The sequence below is a fragment of the Bacillus cereus group sp. Bc061 genome (assembly GCF_027715825.1).
Taxonomy (GTDB): Bacteria; Bacillota; Bacilli; order Bacillales; family Bacillaceae_G; genus Bacillus_A; species Bacillus_A paranthracis.
In genome coordinates, this window is sequence record NZ_JAQFTZ010000007.1 from 1 (window position 1) to 19887 (window position 19887).

The following is a 19887-nucleotide window of genomic DNA, read 5'->3' on the forward strand; positions in this document are numbered from 1 at the left end:
GTATTAGGCACGCCGCCAGCGTTCATCCTGAGCCAGGATCAAACTCTCCAATAAAGTTAGTTTGTCTAGCATCTAAAATAAAAATTGACGTTTCACGTTGTTTGTTTCGTTCAGTTTTCAAAGAACTTGTCCATCGCTTCAGAAGCGACCTCATCATATTAACATCTTCATTTTTCGATGTCAACTAAGTTTTAAAATTTCTTTTTTGTCGTTTTCTACGTTTCCGCATCAGCGACGTTTATTAATATACCATCATGATTTTTAAATAACAAGTGTTTTTTATAAAAAAACAAAAAAAATATCTATCCTCCTTTCTTCTATAGTAAAACCTTTTATTCTCTCTACTGAAAATAAGTATTTTGATTTTATACCAATACACTCTAATTAACCAAACTGCCTTTCATAATCCCTCCCACCTTTTCGTTCTCTTCTACATTAAAGTCCACATTTAAAAAGAAAATAGCTTCGCCACTTTCTAATAATGCGCACATGTTGATTTTTTGTCCCTCCACACAAATCATTACTAATTGAAAGAACCGGTTGTTGGCAGATAGCTCCACCCCAACCGAATTCGAGGTGAGAATCTTATCGTCCGACCAACGGCGGGATAGATAACGAAATTTCAACAAAACATCAACTTAAGGTTATTGTTAGAATTTTTTTACATTTAATTAATGAAAAATATCCATTTTTTGTTATATAGTAGAAAGGACGTACTCAACTATAAATAACCCAATGGAGGAATTACTTTATGGATAGGTTAACAAAGTTTTCATTAAAAAACCGCGCCGCTGTTATCATCATGGTTTTTCTCATTTCCATACTCGGTGTTTATTCCGGGTCTAAATTACCTATGGAATTTTTACCTAGCATCGATAATCCCGCAGTCACCGTCACAACCTTATCTCCAGGACTCGACGCTGAAGCAATGACAAAAGAAGTAACCGATCCCCTTGAAAAACAATTTCGCAACTTAGAACACATCGACAACATCACCTCTTCTACTCACGAAGGATTATCACGCATCGATATCGCGTATACATCCAAAGCAAATATGAAAGATGCCACACGTGAAGTTGAAAAGGCCATTAATACAATTAAATTACCTAAAGATGCAACGAAACCGATAGTTAGCCAATTAAATACTTCTATGATTCCACTCGCTCAAATTGCAATCCAAAAGCAAAACGGATTTTCAAAAGAAGATGAAAAACAAATCGAAAAGGAAATCGTACCACAACTCGAAAGCATTGATGGCGTTGCCAACGTTATGTTTTTTGGAAAATCAACTTCCGAATTATCTATTATACTAGACCCAAACCAATTAAAAGATAAAAACGTAACAACGGAACAAATATTAAAGGTTTTACAAGGAAAAGAAACTTCCACTCCAGCTGGAGCTGTTACCGTTAATAAAGAAGAATATAACCTTCGTGTCATCGGGGATATAAAAAATGTAGATGACATTAAAAACATCACTGTTGCACCTCAAGTTAAATTACAAGATGTTGCTCAAATTGAACTTAAACAACACTATGACACAATCTCACATATAAATGGCGAAGAAGGCACTGGATTAATCATCATGAAAGAGCCAAGTAAAAACGCAGTTGCAATTGGAAAAGAAATCGATAAAAAAATTAAAGATATAAGTAAACAATATAAAGATCAGTTTTCTATTAAACTTTTAGCATCAACTCATGAACAAGTTGAAAATGCTGTTACTAGCATGGGAAAAGAAGTAATCCTTGGAGCAATTGCTGCAACTCTAATTATCTTAATCTTTTTACGCAATTTCCGAACGACACTCATCGCTGTTGTCAGTATTCCATTATCTATTTTATTAACACTCTTTTTACTACACCAATCTAACATCACACTTAACACTCTAACACTTGGTGGTTTAGCCGTTGCAGTTGGACGTCTCGTCGATGATAGCATCGTTGTCATTGAGAATATTTTCCGCCGGTTACAAAAGGAATCTTTCTCTAAAGATATTATTCTCGATGCAACGAAAGAGGTCGCCGTCGCAATTACTTCTTCCACCTTAACAACGGTTGCTGTTTTTCTACCTATCGGCCTCGTATCAGGAGTAATCGGAAAATTAATGTTACCTATGGTATTAGCGGTCGTATATTCTATACTATCGTCCTTAATCGTTGCACTAACAGTTGTTCCACTTATGGCTTTTTTACTACTCAAAAAAACAAAACACAAAAAGCCAAGTTCTTCACCACGATATACGGCTACATTAAAGTGGGCTCTTTCGCATAAATTCATTATTCTACTTACTTCTTTTTTATTATTCGCAGGATCGATTGCTGCATATGTATTACTACCGAAAGCGAATATAAAATCTGAAGACGACACAATGTTATCTATTAATATGACTTTCCCAGCTGATTACGCTCCTGAAACACAAAAACAAAAAGCCTTTGATTTCGAAAAGAAGCTACTTTCCAATTCAGATGTAACGGATGTTATTTTACGAATGGGATCTAGCGCAGAAGATGCACAATGGGGGCAAACGACGAAAAATAATCTTGCCAGTATATTTGTAGTCTTCAAGAAAGGCTCTGATATTGATCAATATATTAAAGAGTTAAAAAAAGAACATAACGCTTTTGAACCCGCTGAACTTGATTATATAAAAACGAGTTATTCAAGCTCTGGCGGCGGCAATAATTTGCAATTCAACGTAACAGCCACTAACGAAACGAATTTAAAAAAGGCTGCTACTATCGTCGAAACAAAACTAAAAGATATGGATGATCTTTCTAAAGTAAAAACGAATTTAGAAGACTCTAAGAAAGAATGGCAAATCCATGTTGATCAAACAAAGGCCGAACAACTAGGATTAACACCAGAATTAGCAGCTCAACAAGTAGCATTCCTTATGAAGAAATCACCTATTGGTGAAGTTTCAATCAATAACGAAAAAACTACTATTATGATAGAACATAAAAAAGAAAGCATTACGAAACAAGAAGACATTTTAAACACAAACATACTATCACCTATTAATGGACCAATTCCTTTAAAAGACATTGCAACTATTTCAGAAAAGCAACTTCAAACAGAAATCTTCCATAAAGATGGAAAAGAAACCATTCAAATTACCGCAGAAGCTTCAAATGAAGATTTAAGTAAGGTAAGCGCAGAAGTGAACAAAGCGATAGCCGACTTAGATTTACCTAGCGGAGCCAAAGTAAATATCGCAGGCGCCACTGAATCTATGCAAGAGAACTTCACAGATTTATTCAAGATTATGGGGATTGCAATCGGGATTGTATATTTAATTATGGTTATTACCTTTGGACAGGCGCGTGCTCCTTTTGCAATCTTGTTCTCCTTGCCATTAGCTGCTGTCGGCGGTATTTTAGGATTAATCATTTCAGGAACACCAGTTGATGTAAATTCCTTGATCGGCGCATTAATGTTAATCGGGATTGTCGTTACAAACGCTATCGTATTAATAGAAAGAGTACAACAAAACCGAGAACACGGTATGGAAACGAGAGAGGCCTTACTTGAAGCAGGTTCCACTAGATTACGCCCAATTATTATGACAGCTATTACAACAATCGTCGCTATGCTACCACTCCTATTTGGTCAATCACAAGCAGGAAGTATGGTATCGAAAAGTTTGGCAGTCGTTGTCATCGGCGGTTTAGCAGTCTCAACTGTCCTTACATTAGTAGTCGTTCCTGTAATGTATGAACTATTAGATAAAATCGGGAGAAAAAGACGCTCTCGTAGAAAAATAAATACTTCTACAGAAACACCTGATATTTAAACGAAAAAGCGTTATCTTCACGAATGAAGATAACGCTTTTTTCTCTACCTACTCATATAATTCATCATTTTTTCTGCATACCGCTCTAGAGGTTCACTAGAATTCACAATAAGATATTCACTATTTAGAGGTCTTTTACTACCATTTAACCACTTTTTAAAAGCTACTTCCGACTCCACCTTTTCAATTTGACTGACCAGACGCTTACGTGTTTGTAGTCTCATATTAATCTCTTCCATATCATTCAGATAACACTCAATATATTTATATTTCACACCATGTTTATTAGACAGCTTAATTCCTTTTTCAACCATCCCTTTATATAGACATGGACTATCCAATATCACACTATGTCCTTGTTCTAAATATGAATCAATCAATGCCCATTCAGCATCATACGCAAGTCCACCAATAATCGTTGATTCAATACCTTTCACTTCTAGTGATCTTAACAATGCTGATTTCAAAACGTCATGATCTACAATTATAGCACCTGTTAACTCCCCTATATACTTAGAAACTGTAGATTTTCCCGATCCTGGAAAACCTGACATTTGCAGAAAAAACAAATTAAACCCACTCCCTCATTTTCATCTTTTCATCCCACTATTTGTGAGCAGTAAAACCCCACTGTTTAAAATTTCACTTTATCTATATAACGAATTACAAATTCAACAATCGCTATACCTTTTCCTTCTATATTAAAACGCAAAAAGAACCCCCTACTTATAAATAGAGAGTTCTTCTTTATAACTTATGCCGCTTTTACCTTCTTCGTCGTTTTACTTTTTCTTTTCGCTCCTGTAAAACGTTTGTGCAATATAGATGCTACTAAGCGTGAAATAACATTGAATAGCAATACCATAATAATTAATACAGCTGCAGACTTTGTCGCAATTAACTTCGCATCCGGAATAATTCCTTCAGAATTTAACTTCCAAATGTGAACCGCTAACGTTTCAGCTGGTCTAAATGGGTTTAAAGGATGAGCAGGACTTGAGAAGTCCGCTGCTGAATTTAAAATTGGAGATGTTAAACCCGCTGTATAAATTAATGCCGCCGCTTCACCAAATATACGACCTGCCGCTAAAATAACACCTGTAATAATTTGTGGTAGTGACGACGGAATAATAATACGAGTGATCGTTTGCCACTTTGTTGCACCTAATCCAAGACTCGCCTCTTTCACATTAGAAGGAACCTCTGAAATCGCATTTTCACAAACACGAGTTAAACCTGGCAAGTTTAAAATTGTTAAAGCAAGGGCACCACCCATTACTGTGTATCCCCATCCTGTCATTGTAACGAACACTAACAAACCGAATAAACCAACAACAATAGAAGGTAAAGATGCCATTGTCTCAATACATAAACGGACAAAGTTTAAAAAACGTCCTTGTTTTGCATACTCTGCTAAATATATTCCAGCGCCTAATCCGAGAGGAATAGATATAATAAGCGTTATAACAAGCATATAGAAAGAATTGAATAACTGCGGACCAATCCCACCACCAGCTCTTGTATTACTTGGTTCTCCAAACAAGAAATTAGGATCCCAAAAACCCCATCCCTTTTGTAAAATCTCAAACACTAAGAACACTAGTAAAGCTACAACTAAAGCCGCAACCGCATAAAAGATACCTGTCCAAACTTTATTTACCGTTCTTGCATTCATTATTATCGCTCACCTCTTTGCCCAATTGCTCGAATTACTAAAATAAACAGGAATGAAATAACAAGTAAAATCATTGCTAAAGTCCATAGCGCATTGTTCCAAGCAGTTCCGTTTAATGTATTTGTCATGTCCATTGTCAAAATACCAGTTAACGTTGCTGTCGGGCTATATATTCCTTCTGGTAATTTAACCGTATTCCCAATTACCATTTGAACCGCTAATGCTTCACCAAAAGCACGCGCTAAACCTAAAACAATACCTGTTAAAATCCCCTTTTTCGCAGCAGGAACAATCACTCGGCTAATCGCTTGCCATTTCGTTGATCCTAAACCATAAGAAGCTTCTAAATAATCAAATGGAACAGAGCGTATTGCATCAGAAGCGATACTAGCAATAGTAGGCAAAATCATTATACTTAATACAACAATACCTGCAATTAAACTAAAGCCCACTCCTCCAAACGAATCACGTAATAGCGGTACTAAGATTGTAACCCCTAATAATCCGTATACAACCGAAGGAATACCAACTAATAATTCTAAAACAGGCTTCAATACTTTATTTCCAAACTTCGGCGAAATTAAATTCATGAATATAGCAAGAGCTATAGCAATTGGCGCACTAATAATAACCGCACCTAACGAAACCACCGTTGAACCTACAATAAAAATTACAGCCCCGAAAGTTCCCTCATCAGCATTTGGACTCCATTTTGTCGATGTTAACATTTCAGTAAACGAGATACCACTTTGCGTAAATGATTGAATTCCTTTACCGCAAATAAATGCAATAATAGCTAATGTAACTAAAACAATAAAAATACCACAAAACGTAACAAGTGATCTTCCTATATATTCACTTTTCACGTAATTAATTTGTTTTTTCCCCTTCATCACAGGACAGACCCCACTTCATAAATTGAAATGAACAGGACTGGCCTTGCAGCCAGCCCCATAAATTTTATTACTTATTTAATTTAGACATTGGAATATAACCCATATCTTCTACTTGCTTTTCAAAATCTTTACCTTTTACATAGTCAATGTAAGCTTTTGTTGCTTCTTTTGCCTCACCTTTCGTTACCATGTACTCGTAAGACCAGAATGGATATTTACCAGACGCAATGTTTTCAACTTTTGGTTCAGCACCATCAATTTTCACTGTTTGTAGCGCACCTTTTTTCTCGCCAACCATGTAAGACATTGCTAAATAACTTACTGAACCTGGAGTAGAGTTAATCGCTTGTTCTACTGCACCGTTAGAATCTTGTGTAGTACCAGTTCCATCATTAATTTTCGCGTCTTTCATAATTGTTTTTTCAAATGTAGCACGTGTACCAGAAGAAGCTGGACGGTTAATTACGTTAATTTTTTCATCTTTCCCGCCTACCTCTTTCCAGTTTGTTACTTTTCCAGTGAAGATATCTTGTACTTGTTGTACTGTTAAATTATCAACTTTTACATCTTTATTTACGACAAGTGCGAATGCAATACCCGCTACCTTGTTATCTACTAATTCTTTCGCCTTATCAGCATCTTTTATTTTATCTGCAGATGGAACATCTGAGTTACCAATTTGGACCGCACCAGAAGCTACTTGGTTAATTCCAGTTCCACTACCGCCACCTTGCACTTGAATAGAAACGTTTGAATTTTTCTCCATAAATTTCTTTCCAGCTTCCTCTGCAAGAGGTTGAAGTGCTGTAGAGCCTGCAGCTGCTATCGTACCTGACAATTCTTGTTTTGCATTATCGCTTCCTTTAGCCTCTTTACCTGATGTCTCTTCTGCTTTTCCACATCCCACTAATGAACCCGCTACCACTAAAGCTGCTAAAGAAAATTTAATACCCTTTTTCATGACCATGTCTTGTACCCCCATTTGGATTATCACTTTTCACATTTATCTACTTCTTTCGAACACAAATTCATTGTAGGACAATAATATTATGTGAGTGTTAAGCAATTTTTAATTTTAAGTAAATGACGATAATACCCCTTAAAAACTAGAAATCCCAACATTTATAGTTGAAGAACCCAACAAAATCCACACTAATTAAGCTGTAATGTAAATTTACTCTTAACAATGTAAATTAAATGTAAATGTTTTTCGCTCTTTTTCCCTTTTAGTTAAAGTTACATTTACAATTCCGTTGTATTTTGTTACTTTTACGCGCCTAATTTATGTACATTACACAGAATTTCAGTAATATTTTTTAGTACAACTAAATAAATTGGAACAATTCTAAAAATAAATGAATATTTTTAAAGTACCAATTGACAGCATCATCCAATGTAGTCTACTATATTACTAACAAAAAGTTTACCTAAGGAAACTTTTTAAACTTAAACTAACAATATAGAGATGAGGTAACTTTTATGGTATCGGCTAATAAAAAACCACTTTCCGAATTTAAGACTGGAGAGTTTGTACAAATTGAGAAGATACAATTAGAAGGAACTATGAAACGACGTTTATTAGATTTAGGATTTATCCCCGGCGCAACAATTAAAGTATTACAACGCAGCCCACTTGGAGATCCGGTCGCTTATCAAGTAAGCAACACAACTATCGCACTACGCAAGGAAGAAAGTTCCCTTATTTTCGGGGTATTAATAGGAGATGATTTCAGATGAGCAAATATCGCATTGCTTTAGCTGGCAACCCAAATACCGGGAAAAGTACATTATTTAATACTTTAACAGGTTTAAAACAACATACTGGAAACTGGACGGGAAAAACTGTTTTAAAAGCTGAAGGAGAATATGAACATAACGGTAGTAAATATACATTAATAGATTTACCTGGGACTTACTCACTATATTCAAATTCTGCGGATGAAGAAGTAGCAAGGGATTATATTATATTTGAAAAACCAGAAGTAACTGTAGTTGTTGTAGATGCAACAGCAATGGAAAGAAATTTAAATTTAGCACTTCAAGTGATGGAAATGACGAGTAACGTAGTCATTTGTATTAACTTAATTGATGAAGCTGAGAAAAAAGGCATCGTTATCGATGAAAAAAAATTAGCAAAATCACTTGGTGTACCTGTAGTTAAGATTTCCGCTCGTAACCGAGTAGGCATCGGTCATTTACTAAATGTCATTGCTAAAGTAGCAAATAAAAAGCTAATTCCAGCACCAATTAAAGTTACTTATAGTGAAAAAATCGAAAATATGATTCGAGAATTAGAACCACAAATTTATAAAGTATTCGGTGATACGTATCCAGCACGTTGGATTGCATTACGTATATTAGATGGAGATAAAAATTTCTTAACTGCACTTGAAAAACATCATAACGAACCACTTGTAAGGGAGGTCGTAATCAATGGAATCTCACTCAGCCAGTAAAGCTCTTCCATTAGACTATATTATTCAACACGCTCAAACACTTTCAAAAGAAGATATACGAGATGATATTGTCGGAGATATTTATCGAACATCTGCAAGCATCTGTAAAGAATCTGTTCAATATACAAATACGGATAAATTATATCGTTCTGAAAAACTAGATAAAATTTTCACATCTCCAATATGGGGATTCCCAATTATGCTCGGTATTTTATCTATCATTTTTTATCTTACAATCGCTGGTGCTAACGTACCATCTGATATGATTGCTGAGTTTTTCGGATGGGCCGAAGGATATTTAACTTCTTGGTTCCAAGCAGCACACGCACCTGAATGGTTACATGGCATTTTAATACTTGGTTTATTCCGTGGTATCGGCGCTGTTATTAGCGTTATGTTACCACCTATGGCCATCTTTTTCCCTATGTTCGCACTATTAGAAAACTATGGATACTTACCACGCGTTGCGTTTAATATGGACCGCTTATTCAAACGCTCTGGTGCACACGGTAAACAATCTTTAACAATGGCAATGGGATTCGGTTGTAACGCTGCAGCTATTATGTCAACACGTATTATTGAATCACCACGTGAACGTATGCTTGCAATCTTAACAAATAACTTCGTACCTTGTAACGGTCGCTGGCCTATGTTAATTTTAATGGCCTCATTATTTATGGCTGCTGGTTATACAGGTAGTATGCAAACACTTGTTACTGCCGGCGTTGTAGTTGGAATGGTTGTAATTGGTATCGTTATGACATTAACTGTTTCTTGGGTACTATCAAAAACAGCTTTAAAAGGCGTTCCAACCCACTACACACTTGAGTTACCGCCGTACCGTAAGCCAAAGGTTTGGAATACAATTGTACGCGCAACACTCGATAAATCAGTTTATGTTTTAAAACGAGCTGTTGTTGTAGCTGCCCCTGCGGCTGCATTAACTTGGTTACTAGCTAATATTTTCATCGGTGACACAAGCTTACTTATGTATTTTGTAAATTTTCTAGATCCATTTGCTAAAATGTTAGGACTTGACGGCTTTATTCTAGCTGCGTTTATTCTTGGACTACCAGCGAATGAAATTGTTATCCCGATTTTATTAATGTCTTACTTATCAACCGGAGCTTTAACTGAAATAGATGATTTTAATCAAATTAAAAATTTATTCTTAGAAAATGGTTGGACTTGGTTAACAGCGTTAAACACAATGTTGTTCTCACTTCTTCATTTCCCATGCGGAACGACACTGGTTAACATATATAAAGAAACAAAAAGTGCAAAATGGACATTCTTATCGTTTGCAATCCCTACCGTTATCGCCATTGTTGTGACATTCCTCTCTACACAATTGGTACATTGGTTAGGGCTTGTATAAAGCAAAGCATACATAGAAGGTATCCCCCTTCACATATGCTTTGCACGAAAGAAACCTGAAATCATTCAGGTTTCTTTTTTTGTATATCAGTATTCCAAGGCTGTGCTCCATACGTTGTAATTTTTTTATGAATGTAGTATATAGCTCCTGGAAGAACTGCCATTAATATTGTGCAACTAATCCCCAATCCAGTAAACACCTTCCATCACCTTACTTTACTCTTTTTGGTAAAGCTGAACCCGTATGTTCAATTGTTGGATGAACATGAACAGTAACCTCAGCATCACTAAAGTAATTTTCACCTTGATCCCAATTCTTACTTATTTTTTTCCACTCTTTATAATTATGCCGCTTATACACTTCCCCTAATTCTAATACATCTACCTTATATTTTTTTTGAACAAGCTGAACGGATTTTCGGATGCGCGTCTCCATTTCCTTCGAAATATCCTTCTCTAAACGTTTTTCATTCAAGACCTTTTTATGATCACTAAAGTGTAACTCAGCTATTGTACCTTCCAAAAATAAGTGAATATTAAACTTTGGTTTTATAACATTTGTTGTAGATACTTTAATTTTCCGACGCAACTTATGAATTTCATATGTAATAAGTTGATTCTTTTTGCGGATAGTAAAAAAACCTCCAATTTTTTTACCTACTATATAATTCATTCCTAATGTTTCTTCCCCATTCAAACTACCTACACACTTATTATCCTTCCCACGAAACAACGCTGCCCCGTTCATTTGTACACCTTGCTTTGTTAATTCAAGAATAGGTAATACGAAGCTTCGGCTCGCAATCATCTTTTCCTGAACCTCACCAATTCTTGCAGCCTCAATCATTTGGGCATTTTTCGGAGGATGTTCAGCTAACATATCAATATACTGCGCCGGTAAATTTTCAGGTTTTGCACTCTGTTTTAAAATAGATTCGGCATTCTTCTTCGAAACAAACAAACGAATATTTCTCCTCATTTCATGATCGCGAATATATACATCTAACGTATTTTGCAAAACATACGGATTCGCCAGTAATTCTTCCGAAAAAATAATCACTTGTATATGCGGAAAAAATAATGTTCGACTAATTTTTTTAGCAATAATTCGGATTTGCTCAAAGACACTATCTGCTTTCGCACTCACATTAATATAATTTTCACTATCTCCACCACCTTGTCCCCCTTGTTGCGCTAGCTTACTGGGAAGCACCATCTGATACGTCCCTTTCATAATCGGATTCGATTTCTTTTTTTTCACGATATCATAGGCTGCACCTACTACAAATCCTCTTTCTTCTATTTCTTCTAGCTCAGAACACCCACTGATAGATCCAACTAAAACCATAAGCATTATAATTTTAAGAAGGTGTTTCATTTCTACCATTCCTTCTTCTTATTTTATATACAATAAAAACTAACAAAGGTGCTAACACGACAAACCCCATATCTATCCAAGCTAAATAAGTTCCATAATTTGATAAAGCATTTAAACTACTAGGTATCATATTCACCATAAAAATAATCGGGGCACTTACAAAAATGAAAATATGTTTCTTCACTTTGGGAAACATAGCGCAAAATAATAATGATGCGACATCATAATACATGGCCGTAGTGTTATAAATAGTAATAATCCAAGTTGTAAAAAAAATTGCATCAAATCTTTCTAAAAACCCTCCACCAATTTCAATTTCTTTCCCTAATTCAATTGTTGGGTACGTCAATCCACGAGTTGTCATATACGTAAAAACACTAATACAAGTTACATAAATTAAAATGTACGACAACACATTTACCATTACCGCTTTCGCAACTGCCATTGGTGCTTTTTTTGCCGCCTTATCATTCAGCAACACAGCATAAAACAGAGCTACTTCAAATCCAATAAACGTAAAAATAGAATTTTTAACTCCAACAGCATATTGACTCACTTCCGTTTGAAAGGCTGGTAGTAAATTATTTATTTCCATTAAATTTATATTCAATAAAGAAAGAAGCACTATCGCAATTAAAACAATAGGTAAAAATAGAACATTTAACCTTAATAAAGCTGCTCTAGATCCTGCTATTCCATAAATAACAACTAATAAGAAGAAGAAAGACAGTAGTTGTATTGGTGTATCACTAAACAAATACGTTTGGGAAATAATTGAAATCATTCGCGATTCATATGCTGTCAACGCAGCAAACGTTAATACTAAAACGCTGCTAATCGTGTATGCAACAGGCTTTGTCAAATGCGCACTCGTATATTGAACAAAGTTTTGTTTCGGGAATAAAATAGCTACCCTCGTTACAAACCAACCTAAAACTGCACACACCAATCCACCCAAAAGCAAAATAATCCAACCGTCCGAAAATAAAGTTTGGTTAGCGATATCTCTTGGCATAGACAATGCTCCTATACCAATAATGGTCGAAGATACCGCAAACCCAATTTCCCGAGATCCAATCTCTTCATCGCCATACTCAAATGGTTTCAATTATTCTCGCTCCTTTGGACGTATTGTAGAATCCTTCGTTTGTAAATATTCCGGTCTCTCTTTCAACATTGATTTCGGCAAACGAATAAGCTCTTCTTTCCAATCTTTATAGAATGCGGGAGCAATTGGAGTTGTATACGGCACACCAACACTTGTTAAATTTGTAATATGAACAGCAAGCGCAATAAGAGCTAGAATGATTCCATACAACCCAAAAGCCGTTGCTGCTAATACAAAGACGAAAAGTAAAATCCGAAACGTAATTGTGATGCTATACACCGGAAGTGAAAATGTAGCAATAGCTGTAACCGCAATAATGATAACTAAAAATGGATTTACAATTCCTGCATTCACCGCTGCCTCTCCAATTACAAGACCACCTACAATCCCAATTGTTTGTCCCATCGGTTTCGGCAACCTAATTCCTGCTTCTCGTATTAACTCCATCGTTAATGCCATCATTAACGTTTCAATATAGGCAGGAAAAGGAACACCTTCTCTTGCTCCAGCAATCGAATAAGCCAATTTAGAAGGAATAAGTCCTTGGTGATACGAGACGAGCGCTACATACATCGCTGGCATTAAAATTGCAACTATACCAGAACCCATCCGCAAAATTCTTAATAAAGTCCCTATTACCCAACGCTCATAATGATCTTCCACAGATTGAAAAATATCAACAAACACTAGCGGAGCTATAAGGGCAAAGGGAGATCCATCCACCAAAATAGCTGCCTTTCCTTTCGTTAATGAGGCCACAATATTATCAGGCCTTTCCGTATTCAAAAACTGCGGAAACGGCGACAAATTATTATCTTGAATTAATTGCTCAATTGTACCCGTCTCAAAAACGACATCTGTCACTATGGATTGAAGACGCCGATCTAGCTCTTTTACAATGTAAGGATTAATAATGTCTTCTATATATACTAAAGTCACTTCTTTTTGGGATCTCTTTCCCATAATATAAGATTGAAATCTCAGCTTTGGGTCACGTAAACTACGGCGAATTAATACTTTATTCACGTTAATATCTTCATTTAATCCAATTCTCGGTCCACGTATTAAATCTTCTGTTACTGGCGGTTCTAAACTTCTTTTTTCCCAAGCCCTACTATTAATTACGATAGCGGTTTGAATATTATCAATTAATATAACTGTATCTCCCGCTAAAATCGCATTTATAATATCCGGCAACGTTGTCTTCTTACCAACTTCTGCAATAGAAATAAAGCGATCCAATAATGTTTGAACAACAGCTTCGTCTTTTTGTATTTCTTCATATTGAAGTGTACGAACTACATATTTATAAACATTATCCTTATCTGTTAACCCACATAAAAAGACAACAGCACAGCGTGTAAAACTACCGGCAAGGGCAACTTCCCTAATTGTTAAATCATTCGGCGAACCTAACTCATCTCTAATTTCTTTCATAACTTCAAATAAGTTACCTTTTAGCTCTAACAAGTCCCCCACCTAACTTCCTTTTCAACAAGTTTTTAGTTAGATTCCGCTAATAGAAGAAAATATATACAAAAAAAGAGCTATCTCTTTTCAAAGATAGCTCTAGCATACGAATTACTTTTCTACTATTATATTGTCTGCTTTTATAGACACATTTTTCGTGAATCCGCTAACGATAAACATCACAATCATATTCATTAACAGCGCGACTATACCTACATTTAAATCTTTTATATATTGAGGGAAACCCGGAAACATCGTAGCTATAGTTGAACCAGATAAAGTAATATACGCAACCACTAACAACCCAATCCCCATCCCTGCAATTGCTCCTTGCTTCGTAATAACCTGACGTGGAAACAAACTACATACAAGTGCCGGGAAAAGTTGTGTCACTATACTATATCCCATTAAAAGAAGTGCCCCTATCGTTTCTCCACCTTTAAAAGTAAACAAAACAGCTACAAGCGTTACTACAGGAACAAATAATTTCGCTACTTTTGCCACTTGTCGATCCGAGACAGATGGGACCATTGTTCGGTAAATATTTTTCGCTAATAATGTAGAAGCGGCCATGACAAGCATAGAACCTGGAACTAATGCCGTTAAAACTCCAGCACTACCAATAACCCCAATAAACCAAGGATCAAAAGTTTGAAGAGCCAGACGGAATAACGAAAGGTCTACATCCCCTCCCTTTAATCCAGGAACTTGCAAGATAGCTGCGAACCCTGCAAAGAACACGAAAAGTAAAACTAAAGAGTACAGTGGCATAATGGCCGCATTTTTACGAAATACTTTTTCATTTTTTGCAGAGAAAGCAGAGGCAAATGTATGGGGCCACATATAGAAACCGAGAGCTGTTAATACAATAGTAGAAACAAACCAAGAAATGCTCATTCCTTCATCAGGTAAAGATAAAAATCCTGGTTTTGCTGCTTCTACAGCTTCAAACATCGGCTGAAATCCTCCGTAATAATGGTACGGTAAATATATACCTAAAAACATAACGATAAACAGGATCATAATATCCTTCAAAGCGGCCGTCCAAGCAGAGCCGTGTATACCTGAAACCATTACATATATTGTTATAACAATTGCGCCAATCCACACTGCGATAACTGGTGATACCCTTCCGTAAGACGCTTCCGAAACGATAATTCCTAATCCTTTTAACTGTAAAACAAGGTATGGGATAATCGAAATAACCCCAATGATAGAAACGATAAGGCCAAGTGCCTGACTCTTATATTTCTTCACAAAAAAATCTGGCTGCGAAACTAGATTATGCTCTTTTGCATACTTCCAAACTGGTGGTAATAAAAAATAAGATAAAATATAAGCTAACGCACCATAACCTAAAATATAAAAAGTAGGTGCTCCTTTACTATACGCCCATCCACTTCCACCTAAAAATGTGAATGTCGTATAAATTTCACCTGCCATAAGAAGAAAAACAAAAATAGTACCAAAGCCTCTTCCTCCAACTGACCATTGCTCTAAATTCATATCTTTTCCATGTTGCGCCCGAATTCCCAAAAATAGTGCGAGAAACAAAAATAAAATAATGATAAGTAATGCGGTCATTTTACATCCCCCTTATTAGCAGGATCAAATACGTACACAATCCCCATACAAAGAGATGTAATAAGCACTGATAATAATATCCAAAATAATAAAAATGGCATCCCTAATATGTAAGGAGTAACTGAATTAGCAAATACGGGGCCAACAACTAAACAAAAAACTGGAATAAGCGCTAATACGTGTATTTTCTTCATCTCATTCTCCTTTACTTATGAAATTCATAATCGATGATACAAAGACTTGCACGCCAATTGGTAATGCATCTTCATCAATCGTAAAACGAGGATGATGGTGAGGATATATAATTCCTTTCTCTTTGTTTCCTGCTCCGATAAAAAAGAATGTCCCTGGTGCTTTTTGTAAAAACGCTGAAAAATCTTCTCCAGCCATCGTCGGCTGTAAACGAGTAACTCGTTCCCTTCCATAAAGCTGTAATGCTGTTTGCTCAATAATCTCTGTCACTTCATAATCATTTATTACTGGACGATATCCATATTCATAAGAAAACGTATATTTCGCTCCATAAGCTTCCGTCACATGCTTTACAATCTGTTCAATTCTTTTCTCTGTTTCTTCTCGCAACTCATGTCTTAAACTCCGCACTGTCCCTTCAATCTCCGCTTGTTCTGGAATCACATTATGAGTTGTCCCAGCGTGAAATTGCGTAACAGATACTACAAGAGAATCTAACGGATTCGTGAGGCGAGAGACAATTTGCTGAAGTTGCGAAACCACTTGTGTACCAATTGCAATACTATCAACAGTTTCATGAGGGATTCCAGCATGTCCACCTTTTCCTTCTATTGTAATTTTAAAAACATCTGGGGCAGCCATTGCAGGACCATAAATTACACCTACTTTTCCAACCTCTAACGATGCCCAAAGGTGAGCACCAATAATATAATCGACCCCTTCCATTACACCCGCTGCAACCATTTCCTCTGCACCGCCAGGAAAGTTTTCTTCAGCATGTTGGAATAGAAAACGAATCTCCCCTTTAATCTTCTCTCTTGCTTCTACTAACTTATGTACAACTCCAAGTAATATCGCTATATGTCCATCATGGCCACATGCATGCATTACACCCGGATATGTAGAAATAAAGTCAAACTCATTTTCTTCATGAATAGGAAGAGCATCCATGTCAGCTCGAACCGCAACTATTTTACCAGGCTGCTTTCCAATCAGCCTTGCCATTACACTATATTTAGTAGGTCTTGATACTTCTAAACATGGGATTTCCCGAAGTATATCGAACACAAACTGCGATGTTTTCTCTTCTTGAAAAGATAACTCTGGATACTTATGAAAATGCCTTCTCCACTCAATCAATTGATTTTTCGATACAACTAGTTCCTTCGCTACATCCATTTCTCTTCTCCCCTTCTTCACCAAGTTAAATGTTATTATAACGTGAATTGTTAACTTTTAAAAGAATCTTCTGAATTTTCTATTATAATTATTTAAAAATAAAAAGCCATCGAAATGATGACCTTTTCATTATTATAAAATAGTAATCGCTTGTTTCCCCATTTGCTCCCACGCTTTCTCAAACTCTGCTCGTGGAACAGCAAAACGTGGATTATTTTTTAGAGGATCATTTACATATACAAAGTTTTGATCGTATCCAACTACTACTACACTATGCTCAAAATATGTAATTTTCACTTCCCCAGAACTTGTATTCCATGTTTCAAAACTACTTTCAGCTAGCGGCTTAAATGTTGTATTAATAATAACCCATACTGGAGAACCAGAACTAATTACCTTATATAGATCTTTCACATCTCTATCTGTTAAATTAATTACTTTTTCAGAAACATATTTTTCTGCTAAATTAAAGATTGGTTTATTGTATACACCATATCCTGGTTCAGCTTTCGTATAAATATTTCCAACAAATCCCTCATACGGATTTCCACGCAAACCATTTTGTTCAAATGGAACTCGATGAATTTCACTAGCAAGTTGCATCTTATCTACTTGCACACCTTTATATTGTAGCAACATAGCTAAGCTTGTCACTTCACATCCACGAGGTAATTCTGGTAACTGCTTTATAAACGGAACATTTTCAATCATAGCCGCTTCTTTCATTTCAGATAGAAAATCTAAGCGTAGCACTTGTGCCTTTTGTATAATCTTATCTTTCCCTATAAAAAACGCTGCAGCAAATATAATTCCAAAAACAAAAAGATATTTTAACTTTTTCATTTTAAACAAAACTCCATTAATTATTATTTTACAGACATACCTCTTACCATTGTACCTTTCTTCTTGCTAGTTTGCTAGAAAGATTCTGTGAATTATTGTTCATAACTACATCGTTATAAAATTCTAATTATTTTTAATAAAAAGAAAAAACAATATACTTTTTAGCAACATTTTGCTAAAATCAAAATTATTAACATGGTGAAGATATCACCTTGTTAATAAACACATTCTTAGAGTATTTAGTCATAGTTCGTTTTTTTACATACTCCATTCATTTCATAGCAAATAAACTGAGTATGTGTCACATCCCCCACTAATGATTAAAAACTCAGAATGAAAACCAGTTAACACATATAAGAAAATAACGGGGTGAGGGGCATATGAATCAACAAGTAGAACAAACAGATTTAAAACGTACAATGAAAAGTAGACACCTATTTATGATTGCACTTGGTGGTGTTATCGGAACTGGCCTATTTATGGGATCTGGTCAAATCGTCCATAACGCCGGCCCTGGTGGTGCTATTCTTGCATTTTTAGTCGGTGGATTTGTTATGTATTTAACGATGTTATGTCTTGGTGAATTATCCGTAGCTATGCCAGAAGCAGGTTCATTCCAAAGCTATGCAAGCAAATTTATTTCACCTGGTTTTGGTTTTGTTGTCGGTTGGATGTATTGGTTAAATTGGGCTGTTACAGTTGGAGTAGAGTTAACAACTGTAAGTATTTTAATGAAACGATGGTTTCCATACGTTTCTTCGTGGATTTGGTGTGTTACATTTGCGGCAGCACTCTTTCTTGTAAACGCTTTATCAGCAAAAGCATATGCAGAAGCAGAATTTTGGTTCGCAAGTGTAAAAGTCGCAACTATTGTTGTTTTCATCGTACTCGGTGGTGCAGTTATGTTCGGTCTACTAGACTTTAACGGAAAACCAGCTCCAATGCTTCACAATTTCACTGAAAATGGCGGCCTATTTCCAAATGGTGCATTAGCTGTTCTTCTTACAATGATTACAGTAAATTACTCCTTCCAAGGAACAGAATTAATCGGAATTGCTTCAGGGGAAAGTGAAAATCCTGAAAAAACAATTCCTAAAGCAATCAAAAATACCATTTGGCGCACACTATTCTTCTTCGTCCTAGCAATATCAGTTGTTGTAGGTTTACTCCCGTGGCAAGAGGCTAATCTAGTCGAAAGTCCATTTGTACTTGTATTTGATGTAGCTGGTGTTCCATATGCAGCAGACATTATGAACTTTGTTATTATTACAGCTGTATTATCCGTAGCCAATTCTGGTCTATACGCAAATTCGCGTATGCTTTGGGCGATGGCAAAACAAGGAATGGCAAGTCCAGCATTTACGAAATTAACTAAAAAAGGTGTACCACTAAACGCATTGATTTTCAGTCTAATCTTTGCAAGTCTATCCCTATTAACAAGTGTATTTGCAGCAGATACTGTCTTTTTAGTTTTAACATCTATCGCAGCAATGGCTGCTGTTGTCGTTTGGATGTCAATTGCGGCTTCACAGTTTTTCTTCCGTAGAAACTTCGTGAAAAACGGTGGTGACATAAATGATTTAAAATATCGCACACCACTTTATCCGCTCGTTCCAATCGTAGCGTTCTCACTCAATTTTATTACATTTGTTAGTTTAGCTTTCATTCCAGATCAGAGAATCGCTCTTTATTGCGGCATTCCATTTATGGTCATTTGTTACATTTTATATCAAGTGAAATATAAAAAAATTGTCACATTTGAACAACAACAGACTATTTCACAATAAATAAACTAAATATACGAAATATTCAGCTATCTTTCTTATGATAAGATAGCTTTTTTCTATTTCTTGGGTATCCTGGTATAACTTTATTTATCTTAAAATTTTCACAATCGCATTTTTCTCTGGAAAATAGTTTACAATGTAATCAA

General features: G+C 35.8%; 19 protein-coding genes. 5 read left to right on the plus strand and 14 right to left on the minus strand.

Annotated elements, in window-relative coordinates:
• Positions 1 to 22: 22 nt before the first annotated feature.
• Positions 23 to 184 carry a hypothetical protein gene (locus PDQ40_RS20135; RefSeq protein WP_157829314.1) on the minus strand — a complete coding sequence of 54 codons (162 nt, stop codon included), beginning with the start codon at positions 182 to 184 and terminating at the stop codon, positions 23 to 25.
• 196 nt (positions 185 to 380) lie between these two features.
• The gene (locus PDQ40_RS20140; RefSeq protein WP_142945526.1) at positions 381 to 626 is read right to left on the minus strand and encodes a hypothetical protein; all 246 of its coding nucleotides are present in this window, start codon (positions 624 to 626) and stop codon (positions 381 to 383) included.
• Positions 627 to 751: 125 nt separating this feature from the next.
• Between PDQ40_RS20140 and PDQ40_RS20145 the strand changes: the two genes are divergently transcribed.
• Positions 752 to 3796, plus strand: a complete 3045-nt coding sequence (locus PDQ40_RS20145) for an efflux RND transporter permease subunit (RefSeq protein WP_214328598.1) — start codon at positions 752 to 754, stop codon at positions 3794 to 3796.
• 44 nt (positions 3797 to 3840) lie between these two features.
• Here PDQ40_RS20145 and PDQ40_RS20150 read toward each other — a convergent pair whose 3' ends face one another.
• The 4 genes from PDQ40_RS20150 to PDQ40_RS20165 all read right to left on the minus strand — a co-directional run bounded on the left by PDQ40_RS20150 (position 3841) and on the right by PDQ40_RS20165 (position 7334).
• The gene (locus tag PDQ40_RS20150) at positions 3841 to 4365 is read right to left on the minus strand and encodes an AAA family ATPase (RefSeq protein WP_000465771.1); all 525 of its coding nucleotides are present in this window, start codon (positions 4363 to 4365) and stop codon (positions 3841 to 3843) included.
• Between the two features lie 185 nt (positions 4366 to 4550).
• Positions 4551 to 5471: a phosphate ABC transporter permease PstA gene (gene pstA / locus PDQ40_RS20155; protein WP_000994142.1), complete on the minus strand. Its 921-nt coding sequence runs from the start codon at positions 5469 to 5471 to the stop codon at positions 4551 to 4553.
• A 2-nt stretch (positions 5472 to 5473) separates the two neighbouring features.
• Complete coding sequence (gene pstC, locus PDQ40_RS20160; protein ID WP_000676680.1) at positions 5474 to 6364, minus strand: phosphate ABC transporter permease subunit PstC; 891 nt, start codon at positions 6362 to 6364, stop codon at positions 5474 to 5476.
• 70 nt (positions 6365 to 6434) lie between these two features.
• A complete protein-coding gene (locus PDQ40_RS20165; RefSeq protein ID WP_000245122.1) occupies positions 6435 to 7334 on the minus strand; it encodes a phosphate ABC transporter substrate-binding protein PstS in 900 nt (299 codons plus the stop codon).
• Between the two features lie 512 nt (positions 7335 to 7846).
• Here PDQ40_RS20165 and PDQ40_RS20170 point away from each other — a divergent pair.
• Genes PDQ40_RS20170 through PDQ40_RS20180 form a run of 3 tightly spaced genes read left to right on the plus strand, consistent with a single transcriptional unit; the run spans position 7847 to position 10201 of the window.
• Positions 7847 to 8104: a FeoA family protein gene (locus tag PDQ40_RS20170; RefSeq protein ID WP_000252986.1), complete on the plus strand. Its 258-nt coding sequence runs from the start codon at positions 7847 to 7849 to the stop codon at positions 8102 to 8104.
• On the plus strand, positions 8101 to 8823 hold the full coding sequence (locus PDQ40_RS20175) for a FeoB small GTPase domain-containing protein (RefSeq protein WP_000049870.1): 723 nt from the start codon (positions 8101 to 8103) through the stop codon (positions 8821 to 8823). The genes PDQ40_RS20170 and PDQ40_RS20175 overlap by 4 nt, the downstream gene beginning before the upstream one ends.
• A complete protein-coding gene (locus PDQ40_RS20180; protein WP_000443601.1) occupies positions 8801 to 10201 on the plus strand; it encodes a nucleoside recognition domain-containing protein in 1401 nt (466 codons plus the stop codon). The genes PDQ40_RS20175 and PDQ40_RS20180 overlap by 23 nt, the downstream gene beginning before the upstream one ends.
• Before the next feature lie 61 nt (positions 10202 to 10262).
• Here PDQ40_RS20180 and PDQ40_RS20185 read toward each other — a convergent pair whose 3' ends face one another.
• The 8 genes from PDQ40_RS20185 to PDQ40_RS20220 all read right to left on the minus strand — a co-directional run bounded on the left by PDQ40_RS20185 (position 10263) and on the right by PDQ40_RS20220 (position 17954).
• Positions 10263 to 10400: a hypothetical protein gene (locus PDQ40_RS20185; protein ID WP_000493994.1), complete on the minus strand. Its 138-nt coding sequence runs from the start codon at positions 10398 to 10400 to the stop codon at positions 10263 to 10265.
• Between the two features lie 11 nt (positions 10401 to 10411).
• On the minus strand, positions 10412 to 11578 hold the full coding sequence (locus tag PDQ40_RS20190; protein ID WP_002193871.1) for a Ger(x)C family spore germination protein: 1167 nt from the start codon (positions 11576 to 11578) through the stop codon (positions 10412 to 10414).
• Positions 11562 to 12686, minus strand: coding sequence for a spore germination protein GerLB (gene gerLB / locus PDQ40_RS20195; RefSeq protein ID WP_000802024.1), 1125 nt, complete (start codon positions 12684 to 12686; stop codon positions 11562 to 11564). Before gerLB ends, PDQ40_RS20190 begins: the two co-directional genes overlap by 17 nt.
• On the minus strand, positions 12687 to 14165 hold the full coding sequence (gene gerLA, locus PDQ40_RS20200) for a spore germination protein GerLA (RefSeq protein WP_001996708.1): 1479 nt from the start codon (positions 14163 to 14165) through the stop codon (positions 12687 to 12689).
• A gap of 102 nt (positions 14166 to 14267) precedes the next feature.
• Positions 14268 to 15740 (minus strand): sodium:solute symporter family protein, encoded by a 1473-nt coding sequence (locus PDQ40_RS20205; protein WP_000125922.1) that lies wholly within the window; start codon positions 15738 to 15740, stop codon positions 14268 to 14270.
• The gene (locus PDQ40_RS20210) at positions 15737 to 15934 is read right to left on the minus strand and encodes a DUF3311 domain-containing protein (RefSeq protein WP_000719858.1); all 198 of its coding nucleotides are present in this window, start codon (positions 15932 to 15934) and stop codon (positions 15737 to 15739) included. Before PDQ40_RS20210 ends, PDQ40_RS20205 begins: the two co-directional genes overlap by 4 nt.
• A 1-nt stretch (position 15935) precedes the next feature.
• Entirely contained in the window at positions 15936 to 17111 is a 1176-nt protein-coding gene (locus PDQ40_RS20215) for an amidohydrolase (protein ID WP_270691601.1), read from the minus strand.
• Positions 17112 to 17243: 132 nt separating this feature from the next.
• Entirely contained in the window at positions 17244 to 17954 is a 711-nt protein-coding gene (locus tag PDQ40_RS20220) for a C39 family peptidase (RefSeq protein ID WP_000734470.1), read from the minus strand.
• Between the two features lie 380 nt (positions 17955 to 18334).
• Between PDQ40_RS20220 and PDQ40_RS20225 the strand changes: the two genes are divergently transcribed.
• Entirely contained in the window at positions 18335 to 19741 is a 1407-nt protein-coding gene (locus tag PDQ40_RS20225; RefSeq protein WP_076868095.1) for an amino acid permease, read from the plus strand.
• Positions 19742 to 19887: the final 146 nt, after the last annotated feature.

Coding starts and splice junctions, on each gene's coding strand:
- PDQ40_RS20145 (WP_214328598.1), top strand. CDS start 752: ATGGATAGGTTAACAAAGTTTTCATTAAAAAACCGCGCCGCTGTTATC.
- pstA (WP_000994142.1), bottom strand. CDS start 5,471: ATGAATGCAAGAACGGTAAATAAAGTTTGGACAGGTATCTTTTATGCG.
- pstC (WP_000676680.1), bottom strand. CDS start 6,364: ATGAAGGGGAAAAAACAAATTAATTACGTGAAAAGTGAATATATAGGA.
- PDQ40_RS20165 (WP_000245122.1), bottom strand. CDS start 7,334: ATGGTCATGAAAAAGGGTATTAAATTTTCTTTAGCAGCTTTAGTGGTA.
- PDQ40_RS20170 (WP_000252986.1), top strand. CDS start 7,847: ATGGTATCGGCTAATAAAAAACCACTTTCCGAATTTAAGACTGGAGAG.
- PDQ40_RS20175 (WP_000049870.1), top strand. CDS start 8,101: ATGAGCAAATATCGCATTGCTTTAGCTGGCAACCCAAATACCGGGAAA.
- PDQ40_RS20180 (WP_000443601.1), top strand. CDS start 8,801: ATGGAATCTCACTCAGCCAGTAAAGCTCTTCCATTAGACTATATTATT.
- PDQ40_RS20190 (WP_002193871.1), bottom strand. CDS start 11,578: ATGAAACACCTTCTTAAAATTATAATGCTTATGGTTTTAGTTGGATCT.
- PDQ40_RS20205 (WP_000125922.1), bottom strand. CDS start 15,740: ATGACCGCATTACTTATCATTATTTTATTTTTGTTTCTCGCACTATTT.
- PDQ40_RS20210 (WP_000719858.1), bottom strand. CDS start 15,934: ATGAAGAAAATACACGTATTAGCGCTTATTCCAGTTTTTTGTTTAGTT.
- PDQ40_RS20215 (WP_270691601.1), bottom strand. CDS start 17,111: ATGGATGTAGCGAAGGAACTAGTTGTATCGAAAAATCAATTGATTGAG.
- PDQ40_RS20220 (WP_000734470.1), bottom strand. CDS start 17,954: ATGAAAAAGTTAAAATATCTTTTTGTTTTTGGAATTATATTTGCTGCA.
- PDQ40_RS20225 (WP_076868095.1), top strand. CDS start 18,335: ATGAATCAACAAGTAGAACAAACAGATTTAAAACGTACAATGAAAAGT.